Raw genomic sequence first — 15720 nt, 5'->3', positions numbered from 1 at the left:
CGGCGGAGCCTTCGGGGCTACCTGGGGGTGGGCCGCGGGGCGGATGCGGGTTCCGGGCCCGGCAGGTGCTCTTGCAGGAAGACCGCCGCGTCCCGCAGCCCCGCGGGCACGCGGGGTGCCCCGCGCAGGAGGCGGGCCGTCCCGAGGAGCGACCGGGCCGTGCGGGCGGAGCCGATGCCCGCGGCGCGCGGGGCGAGGTCGGTGATGAGGTCCTCCGCCTCGCGCCAGGCCCCGGCGCGGGCCAGGGCCGCGAGGAGTTCCGCGGCGAACAGGTGGCGGTAGGAGGGGCCGGGGGCGGTGGCCGCCCGGTGAAGGAGGGGCAGGGCCCGGTCCCACCGGCGCAGCCGGGCCAGCACCCAGCCCTGGTGGCCGGTCAGCTCGGCCTGGTCGATCCACCACGCCCAGTGCGGGTCACGGCGGGAGACGCCGTCCAGGAAGTGGCCCTGGGCCCGGGCGATCAGCTCCAGGGGCTCGCGCCGGGCTCCGAGCAGGGCGGTCGCGTGTGCCTGGCGGATCAGGACCAGGCTGCTCACGCGGGCGGGCAGCGGGCGCGGCCCGGCGACGCGCGAGACGGTCTCCAGGGCGGCGCGGGGGTGGCCGGTGTGGGTCTGGAGCATGCTGTGGTTCAGCCGCACCAGCCGGGCCGTCCAGCGGTCACCGCACAGTTCGGCGAGGGCGAGTGCGCGGGCGTCGGCCCGGTACGCGTGCCGGTGCAGGCCCGCGTCGAACAGGATCCAGCCGATGACCTCGCACAGCTCGGCCAGCACCGCGATCCGGTCACGGGAGTGGCCGCGCAGGCGTTCGGGGTCGGCGGAGAGTTCCGGGTGGCGGCGTACGGCCTCGCGGGCGGCGGGGACGGCGGCGCGCGCACCGCGCGTGGCGTCGAGGTGCACGAGCCGTTCTATGGTGCGTGCCGCGTCGGCGGTGCGTGCCGCGTCCGTAAGGGGCGGCTCCGGCGCGGCGGGTGGCTCCTGCCCGGTGGGGGCGGTCACCGGGTGGCCGTCCACGCCTCGGTGCTGCGGCCGCCGCGGCCGAGCGCCGTGAAGGAGGAGGCGACCTCGGTCAGCCACTCCACCTCGTCGCGGAAGTCCTCGTAGGGCGGCCGCGCGGGGATCTCCGCGGACCCGGCCTCGTCCGCCCGCTCCTCGGGGTCCCGGCTCAGGGCGGCGCGCACCTGGAGGGCTTCTCCGAGGGGCGAGGTCGGGTCCTCCGGCAGACCGAGCGAGCGGGCGACGCGGGAGAAGTCGGCGAGCGAGAGCGAGGTGCGCAGGATCAGCTGCCCGTCGCGGATCTCGATCACCCGCCGGTAGAGGCTGTAGTGCAGGTCCCTGGGCGGCAGCAGGTCGCGCGCCCAGGAGCGGGGCGGGTCCAGCGCGATATCGGGCGACGCCTGGTGCAGGGCCCACCACAGCGGTCGCAGGCGGAGGTAGGCGCGGTAGCTACGGCCCCAGGCGCGGGCGCGGGTGAGGTGGATGCCCCAGGCGGGGATGGTCCATCCGGTGACCTGGAGCAGTGCGCCGATGCTGCCGCAAGCCCACTGGACGGGGTCGAGGCCCGCGCCGTCGAAGTGCAGCCGGGTGCCGGCGATCTGGATGCCCCGGGTGACGCAGTAGACCAGGATGAGCGTGGCGCCGACGGTGACGGTCCGCATGCCGGCCACGAGCCACTGGCGGTTGGCCACCTTGGTGAAGCGCATCGACAGCCGGACCGTCTCGGCCTGCCCCACGGCACATATCAGCAGGTAGAAGGACATGTAGAGGGCGTATCCGCCGTGGTGGATGCTCAGCAGGATCGTCGATGTCGCCGTGTCGGAGTGCGCCACCGGCCCGACGACGAAGGAGGAGGTCACGAGCACGCAGAGCGCCGCGCCGAAGAACAGCAGGCGCCGTCGGGCCATCCGCCGGGCCTGCGCGGGCGGCGAGGACCAGTGGACGAGGACCACCTGCTGCGCGGCCGTGAGCACGACCACCGCCACCTGGGTGATCAGCGAGGTGATGTTGGGTACGCCGAGGAAACCCGAGATGTGCAGCCGCAGTTGGTCCAGGTCGACGAGGAAGCTGATCCCGGAGCACAGGAAGTAGACGCACAGCGCCCACAGTGCGATGTCGTGCTTGCGGCGCACCAGGTCCGGGAGCCGGTAGGCGAAGGCCGCGAGACCGACGAAGGTGCAGATCCAGGCGAGGGCCGTGTAGACCGCCGTCACTGCGGTTCCGTCCTGCCGAGGCCCTGCTCTATGCGGGCGACGACGTCGGCCGCCTCCGCGGGTACCGCCCACGCGGGTTCGACCCAGCGTTTGGTGGCCCGGGCCAGGATGAGCGAGGCCATGGTCTCGGCCTCCTGTTCCTCGTCGTCGCTGTAGCGGGAGCGCATGAGCAGTCCCCGTACGCCGGCGGGGTCGACGTTCGACAGGAGCGGCCCGGAAGGGGTTTGGTCCAGTGGTACGGAGCCGCGGTGCTCGAAGGCGATGTGGGCGAGTTCGTGGGTGATGATGTGTTCTTTGTGTGCGGGCGATGCGGACTTCTCGAAGGCCACGACATCGAAGTCGTCCAATTTCAGCCACAGGCCCAGCAAATGGCGTTCCGGGAAGGAGGTCGGAATCAGATGAATGGTCCGGCGGCGGCTCTCGCTGAGATAGCGGTGGAGTTCGTCGATTCCGCAGCCGTGCTCCATACCCCACTCCACCAGCATCGCCTCACAGGTACGACGGACCCTTTTGAGCCGACGCCTGCGCCGTCTGTCCTCCGATGCCGGCGACGCTGAGCCCGGTATCTTCATCCCTCAGTCCTCCGGCGGAACTCGTCGGCTGCCCTCCCCTGCCCGTGCCCGATGATCTCCGGGGCAGACGACGCGGTCATGATGTCACAAGCCAACTCCCTTCTGTCCGTCGTGGGTTCTATCCGGCCACGACTCGTCGGTTTGCGCCGAAAGCGGGCGGGGACGAATAGTGCGTCCGGGATATGCCGTGCGGTAATTCGGCGCGAATCCCTATGGCCGGTGGAGCTCTCGGGCGCGGGCTGTGTCGAGGGTGCCGTCCTGGGGCACGGACAGGAAGTGGTCCGCCTGCCATGCCTGCGTGCGCTCGGCCTGGCGGCTGGTGGTGGTCACCCAGGGCGGGTAGACGCGGAAGGCCCGCTTCCCGCCCGAACCGTCCACCGAGACGACCCCGTGGCGGCGCATGGCGTCGAGGGGAAGGACGAACTGGCCGAAGCGGTCGCCGTCCCGGGCGCTGACGACGAACAGGTCGACGGGGTCGGTGGTGTCGAACGGCCGGATGGGGCCGTCCGGCGACCTCTGCCACACGGTGACGAACTGGCCGGCCTTGGTCGGGGTCGTCCTGGCCGCGCGGAACCGGACGCGCAGGCCGTCGAGGGTGAAGTGGTGGGCGGCGTAGGGGGCGCTCTCGGGTTCGGGGACCGGCTGGGAGCAGGTGAAGCCGCACGGGTCGTAGACGAGCGCTTTCGCCGCGAGGAGGTCCCCGTGGGTGACGGTGGCGGCCCACCGCGCCGTGGGGCCGGTCGGCGGCGGGGCAGCTGACGGGTACGTGTGTGCGATCGGCATCTCCCCACCCTGTCACGCGTCTGCGCGGACCGGGGCCGCGGCCTCAGCCCAGGGCGGAGGCGAAGACGGCGTAGGCCGCGGCGTCGAAGAGGACGAAGCGGACCTCCTCCACGGAGGTCGGCGTCGTGCGCACGGTCTCCACCGCGATGCGGGCCCCGTCGTCCATCGGCCAGCCGTAGACCCCCGTCGAGATGGCCGGGAAGGCGACCGTACGGGCTCCGAGCTCGTCCGCGACGCGCAGGGACTCGCGGTAGCAGGAGGCGAGCAGTTCCGAGCGGTCCTCGTGGCGCGAGTACACGGGCCCGACGGTGTGGATGACGTACGAGGCGGGCAGCCGGCCCGCCGTGGTGGCGACGGCCCGGCCGGTGGGCAGGCCCTTGCCGTACTGGGAGCGGCGCAGCTGCTCGCAGGCGGCGAGGATTTCCGGTCCGCCGCGCCGGTGGATGGCGCCGTCCACTCCCCCGCCGCCCAGCAGCGAGGAGTTGGCGGCGTTGACGACGGCGTCCGCGTGCTCCGCGGTGATGTCGCCCTGGACGAGGGTGATGCGGGGCGCCATCAGGAGCCCTGCCGCAGGTGCCGCCAGACGGCCTTGGCCGCGTTGTGCCCGGACATGCCGTGGACGCCGGGGCCCGGCGGGGTCGCCGAGGAGCACAGGAACACCGCCGGGTGGGCGGTGGTGTACGGGGACAGGGTGATCTTCGGGCGGAGCAGCAGCTGGAGCCCGGAGGCGGCGCCGCAGGCGATGTCCCCGCCGACGTAGTTGGGGTTGCGCGCGGCGAGCTGCGGCGGCCCGGCGGTGGCCCGGGCCAGTACGAGGTCGCGGAAGCCGGGTGCGAAGCGCTCCAGCCGGCGTTCCATCGCTTCGGTGAGGTCGCCTTCCCAGCCCGACGGTACGTGGCCGTAGGCCCAGAAGACGTGCTTGCCCTCGGGTGCCCGGCCGGGGTCGACGAGGCTCGGCTGGGCGGTGATCAGGAACGGGTTGCGAGGGGCGCGGCCGCCGTAGGCCAGTTGCAGGGCGGCGTCGACGTCGCGGGTGCGCGGGCCGATCTGTACGGTGCCGGCCCGGCGGGCCTCCTGCGCGGTCCAGGGGACCGGGCCGTCCAGCGCGTAGTCGATCTTGAAGACGGAGGCTCCGTAGCGGTAGCCGTCATAGGCCCGGCCCAGCCGGGCGATCCGCGCCAGCGCGGTCGGCGAGGTGTCGAAGACGTACGCGCGGGCCGGCGGCAGGTCGTCGAGGCGCTTGACCTCGAAGTCCGTGTGCACCGCGCCCCCGAGGTCGCTCAGGTAGGCGGCGAGGGCGTCGGAGATGGACTGCGAGCCGCCGCGCGGCATCGGCCAGCCGCCGGCGTGCGCGGCCAGCGCGAAGACCAGGCCGACGGCGCCGGTTCCGATCCCGTTCAGCGGTGCGATCACGTGCGCCACGAGACCGGCGAACAGCGCGCGGGCGCGGTCGTCGCGGAAGCGGCGCATCACCCAGGTCGAGGGCGGCAGCCCGGCGAGCCCGAAGCGGGCCAGCGTGAGCGGGTCCCGGGGCAGCGCGGTCGAGGGCAGGGACATGAAGTCCCTCGACAGGGAATCCCATTTGCCGAGGAACGGCTCCACCAGGCGGCGGTAGGCGCCCGCGTCGCGCGGCCCGAAGGACGCGGCCGTCTGGGCGACCGAGCGGGCGAGCACCGCGGCCGTGCCGTCGTCGAACGGGTGGGCCATGGGCAGCGGGGCGTGCAGCCACTCCAGCCCGTACCGCTCCAGCGGCATCGTCGCGAACACCGGTGAGCCGACGCCGAGCGGGTGCACCGCCGAACACGGGTCGTGCCGGAAGCCGGGCAGGGTGAGTTCCTCGGTGCGGGCCCCGCCGCCGACACCGGCGGCCGCTTCGAAGACGGCCACGGACAGCCCGCGCCGGGCCAGTTCGACGGCGGCGGTCAGCCCGTTGGGGCCCGCCCCCACCACGACCGCATCGAGAATGGAGGACACCTTACGACTCCTTCGTCCGGCGGCGGCACCGCCTGTGAAACGGCGGTGCGTCCAGGCGGCACTGTATTGAACACATGGCGCGGTCGGCCGTCATTCGCCGCGCAGCAGCTCGCGGATCCGCATCGCCGTGGCCTCGTCACGGCCCACGGCGAAGGGCAGCGCGTTGTCCCGGTCCACCCGGAAGGGCACCCCGGCGACGGTGCTCTGCGCGCCGCCCGCCTCCGCGACCAGCAGCAGTCCGGCCGCGTGGTCCCACGCCGAGGGCCAGCTGAAGGCCAGGCCGTCCATCTCGCCGCGGGCCACCTTGAGGTACTCCAGGCCGGCCGATCCGCAGGGGCGGGCCGCGACCCCGGGCACATCCAGCCGGGCCAGGGTGCGCTTGTCCTCGTCGGAGGTGTACAGCGGGTGGGCCATGGCGACGCGCAGCACCGCGCCGGGCTCCGGCGAACCGCTGTGGATGCGCTCGCCGTTGACGTACGCGCCCTCGCCGCGCACGGCAGTCGCCAGCTCCTCCAGCGCCGGGGCGTACGTCCAGGAGGCGAGGATCTCGCCGCGGTGGGCCAGCGCGACCAGGGTGCAGAAGCCGGGGTCGCCGCTGACGAACTGCCTGGTGCCGTCGACGGGGTCCACGATCCACACGGGCGCGTCGGCGCGCAGCGCCGCGTACACCGTGGGGTCGGCGTGCACGGCCTCCTCGCCGACGACGGCGGAGCCGGGCAGCAGGCGGGTCAGCGAGGCCGTCAGGTGCTCCTCGGCCTTGCGGTCGGCGACGGTGACCAGGTCGTGCGGGCCGCTCTTCTCGTCGACCTCGTGCTCGGCGAGCTGCCGGAACCGCGGCATGATCTCGACCGCGGCCGCCTTGCGGACGGCCTCCTCGACGGCGGACAGGTCAAGGGTCGGGAATTCTGTGATCATGCCTCCATCACACCATGTCCGACTGACAAACCCCACCCGCTGTCCCGACGGGCGGGGGCACTCCCGGTGGACGGCGGGTGCCCGGGTCCCGGCCGCGCTCAGCCGAGGTGCTGCCAGAGGAAGGTGTGGGCGAGGGCCTGGTTGAAGGCGGCCTGCGCGTTGTCGGTGGCGCCGCCGTGGCCGCCGCCGGTGTTCTCGTAGAACAGGACCCGGTGGCCGAGTTCGCGCAGGCGCGCGGCCGTCTTACGGGCGTGGGCGGGGTGGACGCGGTCGTCGCGGGTGGAGGTCATCAGGAGCAGCGGCGGGTAGGGCCGGCCGGCGGCCAGCTGGTGGTAGGGGGAGAGCGCCCTCAGGTGGCGGCGGTCGGCTTCGTCCTCCGGGTCGCCGTACTCGCCGGTCCAGGAGGCGCCCGCGAGGAGCTTGTGGAAGCGGAGCATGTCCAGCAGGGGGACCTTGGCGACGATCGCGCCGAACAGCTGCGGGTAGCGGGTGAGCATGGCTCCCATGAGGAGGCCGCCGTTGCTGGCGCCGACGGCCCCGAGCTGTTCGGGGGTGGTGGTGCCGCGCTCGACCAGGTCGCGGGCGACGGCGGCGAAGTCCTCGAAGGCGCGGGGCCGGTTGGCGCCGAGCGCGGCCTGGTGCCAGGCCGGTCCGTACTCGGCGCCACCGCGGATGTTGGCCACGGCGTAGGTGCCGCCGCGGGCGAGCCAGGCTCGGCCGGTGACCGGGCTGTAGCGGGGTGTCTGGAGGTCCCGGAAGCCCCCGTACCCGTACAGCAGCACCGGCCGGGGGCCGCGATCACCGTCGGGGCCGACGACGAAGTACGGCACGCGGGTGCCGTCCGCCGAGGTGGCGAAGTACTGCCGCGCCGACATCCCCGTCGCGTCGAAGTGGGCGGGGGCCTGCTTGAGGGTCTCGGTGGCGCCGCCGATCTCGCCCCGGTAGAGGGTGGACGGCTGGAGGAAGGAGTCGACGTCGAGGAAGTACTCGTCGCAGACGTGCGGGTCGGTGTCGGTGATGCTCGCGGACGACAGCGGCGCCACGTCCGCCAGCGGCCGGCGCGTCCACTCCCCGCCGGCGCCGGGGGTGAGGACCTCGATGCGGGTCGTGACGTCGGACAGGGTCTCCAGGATCAGGTGGTGGCGCGTCCAGCTGTGCCCGGCCAGGGCGGTGCGCCCGTCGGGGGCGAACAGTACCGAGGCGGTGCGGTCGCCGGCGAGGTACGCCTCGAAGTCGAAGGCGAGGAGGGAACCGGCCGGATGCCCCAGCCACGGTGACTCGGGGGTGACGACGAGCCACCGCTTCCAGGCGTACTTGCCCGCGTCGTCCGGTACGTCCAGGCGCACCGGCGTGCCGTCGGCGGCCAGGAGGTACAGCTCGTGGTGCCAGAAGTCCCGGGCCCTGGAGACGAAGTCCCGTTCGAAGCCCGGTGTGGGGTCCCGCCAGCCCGTGGCCGCGATGTCCTCCTCCCCGGCCTCGAAGACGGTCCGCGCCTGCGCGAGGGGGGTGCCGCGGCGCCACCGGCGTACGGTGCGGGGGTAGCCGGCGTCGGTGAGGGAGCCCGGGCCGGTGTCGGTGCCCACGTACACGTGGTCGGCGTCGATCCAGCCGATCCTGGTCTTCGCCTCCCCCACCTCGAACCCGTCCGGGACGAACGTCCTCGTGCCGAGGTCGAACTCCCGGACCACGACGGCGTCCGCGCCCTCCCGTGACAGCGTCACCAGCGCCCGCCGGTGGTCCGGGTAGCGCACCTGCGCCCCGTCCCACACCCACTCCACGCCCTCGGCGGCGCCGAGTGCGTCGACGTCCAGGAGCAGTTCCCACTCGGGCGCGTCCTTGCGGTACTGCTCCAATGTCGTACGCCGCCACAGGCCCTTCGGGTGCTCCGCGTCGCACCACAAGTCGTAGAGGAACGCTCCCCGGCGGACGGTGTAGGGGATCCGGTCGCCGGCGTCGAGGGCCTCCTGCACCTCCCGCCGCAGGGCTTCGAAGCCCGGTCCGCGGGTCAGCGCGGCGAGCGTCTCCGCGTTCCGCCGCGCCACCCAGGCGAGCGCGTCCGCGCCCTCCACGTCCTCGAGCCACAGGTACGAGTCTTCATCCGTCACGACGAGCGATTCTCCCCGATCCACGGCGGTCGGGGGTGCGCCGCCCGGACCGGTCGCACGCACCCTCCGAATGCCGCGAAGGGCTCGCCGCCGGGCGGTCGCACCGCCTGGGGACGGCTCCTGAAACTCCGCGGAGCCGGGGGTTCAGAGGGCCAGTTCGCGGCCGGGACCGAGCGGGGCGAAGTGGCGGGCCACCTCCTCGTCCCGGACATCGGCGAGGCCGGCGGGCGACCAGCGGGGGCTGCGGTCCTTGTCGATGACCTGGGCCCGGATTCCCTCGACCAGGTCGGGCGAGGCCAGGGCGGCGCAGGAGACGCGGTACTCCTGCTCCAGCACGCGCTCCAGCGGTCCGAGGTGCCGGGCCCGGCGCAGTGCGGCCAGGGTGACCTTGAGCGCGGTCGGTGACTTCGCGGCCAGCGTCACCGCGGCCTCCTTCGCCGCGGGTACGCCGCAGCGAAGGAGCCGGGCGACGATCTCCTCCACCGTGTCGGCGGCGTAGCAGTCGTCGATCCACTCCCGGTGGGAGACCAGTTCACCGGCGGGCGCCAGGCCGGCGTGCGCGGCGACGGCCTCCTGTACGGGTGTGCGCGCGAGGTCCGCCACCAGCGCGCCGAGCCGTCCGGAGGGTACGAAGTGGTCGGCGAGGCCGCACAGCAGCGCGTCGGCGGCGCCGACGGGCGCGCCCGTCAGGGCGAGGTGGGTGCCGAGTTCGCCGGGGGCCAGCGAGAGGAGGTAGGTGCCGCCGACGTCGGGGACGAAGCCGATGCCGGTCTCGGGCATGGCGACGCGGGAGCGCTCGGTGACGATGCGCACGTCGCCGTGGGCGGAGATCCCGACGCCGCCGCCCATCACGATGCCGTCCATGAGGGCGACGTAGGGCTTGGGGTAGCGGGCGATCAGCGCGTTGAGCCGGTACTCGTCCCGCCAGAATTCCGCCGACGCCGTGCCGCCCGTTGTGGCGTCCTCGTGGATCGCCCGGATGTCCCCGCCCGCGCACAGGCCGCGCTCCCCCGCTCCGGAGACCACCACGCATTCCACGGCGGGGTCGTCGCGCCACGCGGTCAGCGCCTGCGCGATCCGCAGCACCATGGGGTGGCTCAGGGCGTTGAGCGCCTTCGGACGGTTGAGGACCAGCCGGCCGGAGCGGCCCTCCACGTGGACGAGGACGTCCGCTTCTCCGGTCATCGCGGGTTCTCCATGGGGCTGCGGGCGAGGACGACGCGCATGATCTCGTTGGTCCCTTCCAGGATCTGGTGTGCTCGGAGATCGCGGACGAACTCCTCGATGCCATGGTCGCCCAGTCGGCCGCTGATCCGGCGCGGTCGGCGATCCGGTACGGGACGAAGGTACTGGTGATCTCGCGGGTGTCCGGAGGGCGCCTCCTTGCACATATATTGCAGTTGCGTGTTCGGGGCGATAAGGAGTGGCGTAGTGGGCGGACCAGTGGTGCTCGGGATCGAGTCGTCCTGCGACGAGACCGGGGCGGGGATCGTGCGCGACGGGAGGCTGCTCGCGCACGTGGTGGCGTCGAGCATGGACGAGCACGCCCGGTTCGGGGGCGTGGTCCCCGAGATCGCCGCGCGGGCGCACCTGCACGCCTTCAACCCGGTGGTACGCCGGGCCTTGGACCGGGCGGGGCTGCGGCTGGACCAGATCGACGCGGTCGCCGTCACCACCGGACCCGGCCTGTCGGGTGCGCTCCAGGTGGGCCTGGCCGGGGCGAAGACCCTCGCCTACGCGGCAGGGGTGCCGTTGTACGGGGTGCACCACCTGGCCGGCCACGTCGCCGCCGACACCCTGGAGCACGGGCCGCTGCCCGGGCCGTGCGTGGTGCTGATCGTCTCGGGCGGCCACACCTCGCTGCTGCTCGTCCGGGATCTGGTGCGCGAGCCGATCCTGCACCTCGGGGACACCCGGGACGACGCGGCGGGCGAGTGCTTCGACAAGGTGGCGAGGATCCTGGGGCTGCCGTATCCGGGCGGCCCGGCGATCGACCGGGCCGCGCGGGACGGCGACCCGAAAGCGGTCATCTTCCCGCGCCCGCTGACCCGGCCCGGGGACGACCCGTACGCCTTCTCCTTCTCCGGCCTCAAGACGGCGGCGGCCCGCTGGGTCGAGCAGCACCGCCTGCGCGGCGAGGAGCCGTCCGTGGCCGACGGGGCCGCCGCGCTGCAGGAGGCCGTCGCCGACGTGCTGACCCGCAAGGCGCTGGCCGCCTGCCGCGCCTACGACGTGAAGACGCTGGTCGTGGTCGGCGGCGTCGCGGCGAACTCGCGCGTGCGCGCCCTGGCCGAGCGGCGGTGCGCCTCGGCGGGGATCGAGCTGCGCGTACCGCCGATGACGCTGTGCACGGACAACGGGGCCATGATCGCGGCGGTGGGCGACCTGCTCGTCCGCTCCGGCGCCGAACCCGCGCCGCTGGACGTGACCGTCGACCCGTCCGCGCCGTTGGAGTACGCCTCCTTGACCCCGCTGCCCGCCGGTCAGCCGCGCAGCCCCGGGATGACCTGCCGTCCGTAGGCGTCGATCGTGGCCTCCCGGGCGTCGTGCATGGCGTAGACGGCGAACTGGTCGACGCCCAGGCCGCGCAGGGCCCGCAGTTTCTCGATGTGCGCCTCTGCCGGGCCCAGCAGGCAGAAGCGGTCCACGATCTCGTCGGGGACGAAGTCGGCCGACGGGTTCCCGGCGCGGCCGTGGTGGCTGTAGTCGTATCCCTCGCGGGACTTGATGTACTCGGTGAGGGCGTCCGGGACCATCGAGGAGTGCTCGCCGTAGCGGCCGACGAGGTCGGCGACGTGGTTGCCGACCATGCCCCCGAACCAGCGGCACTGGTCGCGGGCGTGGGAGAGGTCGTCGCCCACGTAAGCGGGGGCCGCCACGCAGATGGTGATCGCGGCCGGGTCGCGGCCGGCCGCCGTCGCGGCCTCGCGGACCGCCTTGACCATCCACTCGGTGAGGTAGAGGTCGGCGAGCTGGAGGATGAACCCGTCGGCTTTCTCGCCCGCCAGGGCGAGGGCTTTGGGCCCGTAGGCCGCCATCCAGACGGGCAGCTTGCCGTTCTTGATCCACGGGATCCGGATCGGGTTGCCGTCCACGACGGCCTCGCGCCCCTCGGCCAGGTCCCGGATGACGTCGATGGCCTCGCCGAGCCGGGCCAGGGTGTTGGGTTTGCGTCCCGCGACCCGCATCGCCGAGTCGCCCCGGCCGATCCCGCAGACGGTCCGGTTGCCGTACATGTCGTTGAGGGTGGCGAAGGTGGAGGCGGTGACCTCCCAGGTGCGGGTGCCCGGGTTGGTGACCATCGGGCCGATGTGCATCTTCTGCGTGTTGGCCAGGATCTGACTGTAGATGACGAAGGGTTCCTGCCACAGGACCGCCGAGTCGAAGGTCCAGCCGTAGCGGAAGCCGTTGCGTTCGGCGCGCTTCATGAGGCTGACGACCTGGGATGCGGGCGGGTCGGTTTGCAGGACGAGGCCGAAGTCCATCACGGCTCCTTACAGGTACTGGCAGGTCGAGCGGTGGACGAAGGCCCCGTGGCCCGGCCGGCCGGTGTACTCGCGCCGGTCGATGACGAGTTCGCCGCGGGAGAGCACGGTGTCGACGCGTCCGGTGATCCGCCTGCCCTCGTACGCCGAGTAGTCCACGTTCATGTGGTGGGTCTCGGCGGAGATGACCTGCTCGGCGTGCGGATCGTAGAGGACGATGTCGGCGTCGGAACCCGGCGCGATGGTGCCCTTCTGCGGGTAGAGGCCGAACATCCGGGCCGGGGTCGCGCAGGCGATCTCGATCCAGCGGCGGCGGGTGATGTGCCCGTCCAGGACGGCCTGGTGGAGGAGGTCCATGCGGTTCTCCACCCCCGGCAGCCCGTTGGGGATCTTCGAGAAGTCCCCGCGGCCCAGCTCCTTCTGGCCGCGGAAGCAGAACGGGCAGTGGTCGGTGGAGACCACCTGGAGGTCATTGGTCCGCAGGCCCCGCCACAGCGCCGCCTGGTGCTCGCGGGGGCGCAGCGGGGTGGAGCAGACGTACTTGGCGCCCTGGAAGTCGGGCTCCGCGAGGTTGTCGGTCGACAGGAACAGGTACTGGGGGCAGGTCTCGCCGAAGACCGGCAGCCCCTTGTCGCGGGCCGCGGCGAGTTCCGCGACCGCCTCCTCGGCCGAGACGTGCACGACGTACAGCGGGGAGCCGGCCACCCGCGCCAGCTGGATCGCACGGTGCGTGGCCTCGGCTTCGAGGAGCACCTTGCGGACCTCGCCGTGGTGGCGCGGGTCGGTCTCGCCGCGCGCCAGGGCCTGTTCGACGAGGACGTCGATCGCGATGCCGTTCTCGGCGTGCATCATGATCAGGCCGCCGTTGCCCGACGCCCGCTGCATCGCGCGCAGGATCTCCCCGTCGTCGCTGTAGAAGACGCCCGGGTAGGCCATGAACAGCTTGAAGGACGTGACGCCTTCGCCGACGAGGTGGTCCATCTCCTTGAGCGTGCCCTCGTTGACGTCGGAGAGGATCATGTGGAAGGCGTAGTCGATCGAGCAGCGGCCGTCGGCCTTTTCGTACCAGGTGTCGAGTCCGGCCCGCAGGGAGCGGCCCACGCTCTGCACGGCGAAGTCGACGATGGTGGTGGTGCCGCCCCAGGCGGCCGCCCGGGTACCCGTCTCGAAGGTGTCCGATGCGGCGGTGCCGCCGAAGGGCAGCTCCATGTGGGTGTGGGCGTCGACCCCGCCGGGGATGACGTACTTCCCGCTCGCGTCGATCGTGCGGTCCGCCGTCCAGCCGTCGGCGACCTGCGAGCCGTGGGCCGCGAGGGCGACGACCCGGCCGTTCTCGACCAGGATGTCGGCGTGCAGTTCGTCGGCGGCCGTGACGACGAGTCCGCCGCTGATCAGGGTGCGGGTGCTCATGTACGTCCCCTCGCTGCTAGTGCAGGCTCCGCAGGGCCTGTTCGAGGATCTCGGCGCCCTCTTCCGCCTCCGCGACGGTGAGGGAGAGTGGCGGCGCGATGCGCAGCACGCTGGTGTTGTGGCCGCCGCCCTTGCCGAGCAGCAGGCCTCCTGCGCGCGCGGCCTCCAGTACGGCGGCGGCGGCTTCGGGGTCGGCCGTGTCGGTGCCGGGCTTCGTCAGCTCCAGGGCGGCCATCAGGCCCCGGCCGCGTACCTCCCGTACGGCGGGCACGGCGGCGGAGACGGCCCGCAGCCGCTCCAGGAGCAGGCCGCCGACGCGGCGGGCGTTGCCCTGGAGGTCGTGTTCCAGCAGGTAGGCGAGGTTCGCGACGCCGGCCGCCATGGTGACCGGGGAGCCGCCGAAGGTGGAGATGGAGTTCGAGTCGAGGCAGTTCATCACCTCGGGGCGGGCCACGACCCCGCCGATGGACATGCCGTTGCCGATGCCCTTGGCGAAGGTGAGGATGTCCGGCGGGCCGTTCTGGGCGTGGGCCTGCCAGCCCCAGAAGTGCTCGCCGGTGCGGCCCCAGCCGGTCTGCACCTCGTCGCTGATCCACAGGATGCCGTGCCGGTCGAGGACCTCGCGGAACGCGCCGAAGAGGCCGTCGGGCGGGGAGGTGAAGCCGCCGACGCCCTGGAAGGGTTCGGCGATGAGCGCGGCCACTCCGCCGCGGGTCTGGCCCAGTACGTCTTCCAGGTCGGCGACCGCCGCGGCGGTGAACTCGGCGTCACCGAGGTGGGCGAACGGGCCCCGGGTGCGGACCGCTCCGTGGACGTAGAACGTCTGGAGCGGCGAGAGGCTCGTCGGGGACCAGCCGCGGTTGCCGGTGATGGAGACGGTGGAGAACGACCGGCCGTGGTAGCTGTTGCGCATCGCCAGGATCTGGTTGGAGCGGCGGTACGTCGTCGCGAGCAGCAGGGCGGTGTCGTTGGCCTCGGTGCCGGAGGTGGTGAAGAAGACCCGGGCGTCGGGGATGCCGGAGAGGGCGGCGACCCGTTCGGCGAGCTCGACCATCGGGCGGTTCAGGTACAGGGTGGAGGAGTGGATGATCCGCCCGGCCTGTTCGGAGACGGCCTTGGTGACCTCGGGCAGGGCGTGGGCGGTCATCGTGGTGAGGATGCCGCCGAAGAAGTCGAGGTAGCGGTTGCCTTCGGCGTCCCAGACGTGGCGGCCCTCGCCGTGGGTGAGTTCGATGGGGCGCTCGTAGTAGAGGGTGAGCCAGTCCGGCAGGACGGCGCGGTGGCGGCTGTGAAGGGGGATCGGGTTGCTCACGGCTGTACGAGTCCTCCGTAGGCGTCGGGGCGGCGGTCGCGGTAGAAGGCCCACTGGTCGCGGACTTCCTTGATCAGGTCGAAGTCGAGCTCGCGGACGAGGAGTTCCTCCTCCTTGTCGCTCGCCGGCTCCCCGACGAACTGGCCGCGGGGATCGACGAAGTAGCTGCTTCCGTAGAAGTCGTTGTCGCCGTACTCCTCTTGGCCGATGCGGTTGATGGCCGCGATGAAGTACTCGTTCGCGACGGCCGCGGCGGGCTGTTCCAGCTGCCAGAGGTAGGCGGACAGACCGCGGTGGGTGGCGGAGGGGTTGTAGACCAACTGGGCTCCGGCGAGACCGAGTTGGCGCCACCCCTCGGGGAAGTGGCGGTCGTAGCAGATGTAGACGCCGACGCGGCCGACCGCGGTGTCGAAGACGGGCCAGCCGAGGTTGCCCGGGCGGAAGTAGTACTTCTCCCAGAAGCCCTTGACCTGCGGGATGTGGTGTTTGCGGTACTTGCCGAGGTAGCTGCCGTCGGCGTCGATGACGGCGGCGGTGTTGTAGTAGAAGCCCTCGGACTCCACCTCGAAGACCGGTACGACGATCACCATGCCGGTCTCGCGGGCCAGGTCCTGCATCCTGCGGACGGTGGGGCCGTCGGGGACGGGCTCGGCCCACCGGTAGTGCTCGGGCTCCTGGACCTGGCAGAAGTAGGGGGCGTTGAAGACCTCCTGGAAGCCGATGACCTTCGCACCCTGGGCGGCCGCCCGGCGGGCGTGCTCCTCGTGCTTGGCGATCATCGATTCGGTGTCTCCCGTCCAGGTCGCCTGGACGAGTGCGGCGCGGACGACTTGGGCCATGGAGTGCCTCCTCGCGACGGGAACGCCGACTTCTACGCACGTAGACGGTGTCCGTAGGGAGTAGAACGTAGGCCTCGTCACAGCGTGGGGCAAGAGCGCCGTGCACTGTCGGCCCAGTCGAT

Annotated in this window: 14 protein-coding genes and 1 pseudogene; 1 reads left to right on the top strand and 14 read right to left on the bottom strand. The window is 72.5% G+C overall.

Features of this window, described 5'->3' with window-relative positions; genetic code table 11:
* Positions 1-17: 17 nt before the first annotated feature.
* The 10 genes and pseudogenes from ACIA6C_RS29510 to ACIA6C_RS29465 form a co-directional block, all read right to left on the bottom strand.
* Positions 18-992: a DNA-binding protein gene (locus ACIA6C_RS29510; RefSeq protein ID WP_399280422.1), complete on the bottom strand. Its 975-nt coding sequence runs from the start codon at positions 990-992 to the stop codon at positions 18-20.
* Positions 989-2203 (bottom strand): MAB_1171c family putative transporter, encoded by a 1215-nt coding sequence (locus ACIA6C_RS29505; RefSeq protein ID WP_399280420.1) that lies wholly within the window; start codon positions 2201-2203, stop codon positions 989-991. Before ACIA6C_RS29505 ends, ACIA6C_RS29510 begins: the two co-directional genes overlap by 4 nt.
* Positions 2200-2670, bottom strand: a complete 471-nt coding sequence (locus ACIA6C_RS29500; protein WP_361139202.1) for a hypothetical protein — start codon at positions 2668-2670, stop codon at positions 2200-2202. The genes ACIA6C_RS29505 and ACIA6C_RS29500 overlap by 4 nt, the downstream gene beginning before the upstream one ends.
* 315 nt (positions 2671-2985) lie before the next feature.
* The gene (locus ACIA6C_RS29495; protein WP_399280418.1) at positions 2986-3558 is read right to left on the bottom strand and encodes a MepB family protein; all 573 of its coding nucleotides are present in this window, start codon (positions 3556-3558) and stop codon (positions 2986-2988) included.
* Between the two features lie 43 nt (positions 3559-3601).
* The gene (locus ACIA6C_RS29490; protein WP_399280416.1) at positions 3602-4114 is read right to left on the bottom strand and encodes an O-acetyl-ADP-ribose deacetylase; all 513 of its coding nucleotides are present in this window, start codon (positions 4112-4114) and stop codon (positions 3602-3604) included.
* Complete coding sequence (locus ACIA6C_RS29485; RefSeq protein WP_399280414.1) at positions 4114-5532, bottom strand: phytoene desaturase family protein; 1419 nt, start codon at positions 5530-5532, stop codon at positions 4114-4116. Before ACIA6C_RS29485 ends, ACIA6C_RS29490 begins: the two co-directional genes overlap by 1 nt.
* Before the next feature lie 90 nt (positions 5533-5622).
* Positions 5623-6447, bottom strand: a complete 825-nt coding sequence (locus ACIA6C_RS29480; RefSeq protein ID WP_399280412.1) for an inositol monophosphatase family protein — start codon at positions 6445-6447, stop codon at positions 5623-5625.
* A 98-nt stretch (positions 6448-6545) separates the two neighbouring features.
* On the bottom strand, positions 6546-8552 hold the full coding sequence (locus ACIA6C_RS29475; protein WP_399280410.1) for a prolyl oligopeptidase family protein: 2007 nt from the start codon (positions 8550-8552) through the stop codon (positions 6546-6548).
* Positions 8553-8696: 144 nt separating this feature from the next.
* Positions 8697-9737, bottom strand: a complete 1041-nt coding sequence (locus ACIA6C_RS29470) for an enoyl-CoA hydratase/isomerase family protein (protein WP_399280408.1) — start codon at positions 9735-9737, stop codon at positions 8697-8699.
* Positions 9734-9859: pseudogene (locus ACIA6C_RS29465) on the bottom strand (acyl-CoA dehydrogenase family protein); the annotation flags it as partial. The pseudogene ACIA6C_RS29465 and the gene ACIA6C_RS29470, both read right to left, overlap by 4 nt.
* 136 nt (positions 9860-9995) lie before the next feature.
* Here ACIA6C_RS29465 and tsaD point away from each other — a divergent pair.
* Positions 9996-11072: a tRNA (adenosine(37)-N6)-threonylcarbamoyltransferase complex transferase subunit TsaD gene (gene tsaD, locus ACIA6C_RS29460; protein WP_399280442.1), complete on the top strand. Its 1077-nt coding sequence runs from the start codon at positions 9996-9998 to the stop codon at positions 11070-11072.
* On the opposite strand, the gene ACIA6C_RS29455 is transcribed toward tsaD, so the two are convergent.
* The 4 genes from ACIA6C_RS29455 to ACIA6C_RS29440 are packed head-to-tail and all read right to left on the bottom strand — an operon-like array spanning position 11036 to position 15598.
* Entirely contained in the window at positions 11036-12037 is a 1002-nt protein-coding gene (locus ACIA6C_RS29455) for a TIGR03842 family LLM class F420-dependent oxidoreductase (RefSeq protein WP_399280406.1), read from the bottom strand. The genes tsaD and ACIA6C_RS29455 overlap by 37 nt on opposite strands.
* Before the next feature lie 9 nt (positions 12038-12046).
* Positions 12047-13447 carry a dihydropyrimidinase gene (gene hydA, locus ACIA6C_RS29450; protein ID WP_399280404.1) on the bottom strand — a complete coding sequence of 467 codons (1401 nt, stop codon included), beginning with the start codon at positions 13445-13447 and terminating at the stop codon, positions 12047-12049.
* 16 nt (positions 13448-13463) lie between these two features.
* Positions 13464-14759, bottom strand: a complete 1296-nt coding sequence (locus ACIA6C_RS29445; RefSeq protein ID WP_399280402.1) for an aspartate aminotransferase family protein — start codon at positions 14757-14759, stop codon at positions 13464-13466.
* Positions 14756-15598, bottom strand: a complete 843-nt coding sequence (locus ACIA6C_RS29440) for a nitrilase-related carbon-nitrogen hydrolase (RefSeq protein WP_399280400.1) — start codon at positions 15596-15598, stop codon at positions 14756-14758. Before ACIA6C_RS29440 ends, ACIA6C_RS29445 begins: the two co-directional genes overlap by 4 nt.
* Positions 15599-15720: the final 122 nt, after the last annotated feature.

The sequence above is a fragment of the Streptomyces sp. NPDC051578 genome (assembly GCF_044454045.1).
Classification (GTDB): domain Bacteria; phylum Actinomycetota; class Actinomycetes; order Streptomycetales; family Streptomycetaceae; genus Streptomyces.
This window is presented reverse-complemented; position numbering and strand designations above follow the sequence as displayed.

What these genes read in the sequence shown, in the direction of transcription:
- ACIA6C_RS29455 (WP_399280406.1), bottom strand. Translation starts at nt 12,037, where the DNA reads ATGGACTTCGGCCTCGTCCTGCAAACCGACCCGCCCGCATCCCAGGTC.
- ACIA6C_RS29490 (WP_399280416.1), bottom strand. Translation starts at nt 4,114, where the DNA reads ATGGCGCCCCGCATCACCCTCGTCCAGGGCGACATCACCGCGGAGCAC.
- ACIA6C_RS29440 (WP_399280400.1), bottom strand. Translation starts at nt 15,598, where the DNA reads ATGGCCCAAGTCGTCCGCGCCGCACTCGTCCAGGCGACCTGGACGGGA.
- hydA (WP_399280404.1), bottom strand. Translation starts at nt 13,447, where the DNA reads ATGAGCACCCGCACCCTGATCAGCGGCGGACTCGTCGTCACGGCCGCC.
- ACIA6C_RS29470 (WP_399280408.1), bottom strand. Translation starts at nt 9,737, where the DNA reads ATGACCGGAGAAGCGGACGTCCTCGTCCACGTGGAGGGCCGCTCCGGC.
- ACIA6C_RS29495 (WP_399280418.1), bottom strand. Translation starts at nt 3,558, where the DNA reads ATGCCGATCGCACACACGTACCCGTCAGCTGCCCCGCCGCCGACCGGC.
- ACIA6C_RS29480 (WP_399280412.1), bottom strand. Translation starts at nt 6,447, where the DNA reads ATGATCACAGAATTCCCGACCCTTGACCTGTCCGCCGTCGAGGAGGCC.
- ACIA6C_RS29500 (WP_361139202.1), bottom strand. Translation starts at nt 2,670, where the DNA reads ATGGAGCACGGCTGCGGAATCGACGAACTCCACCGCTATCTCAGCGAG.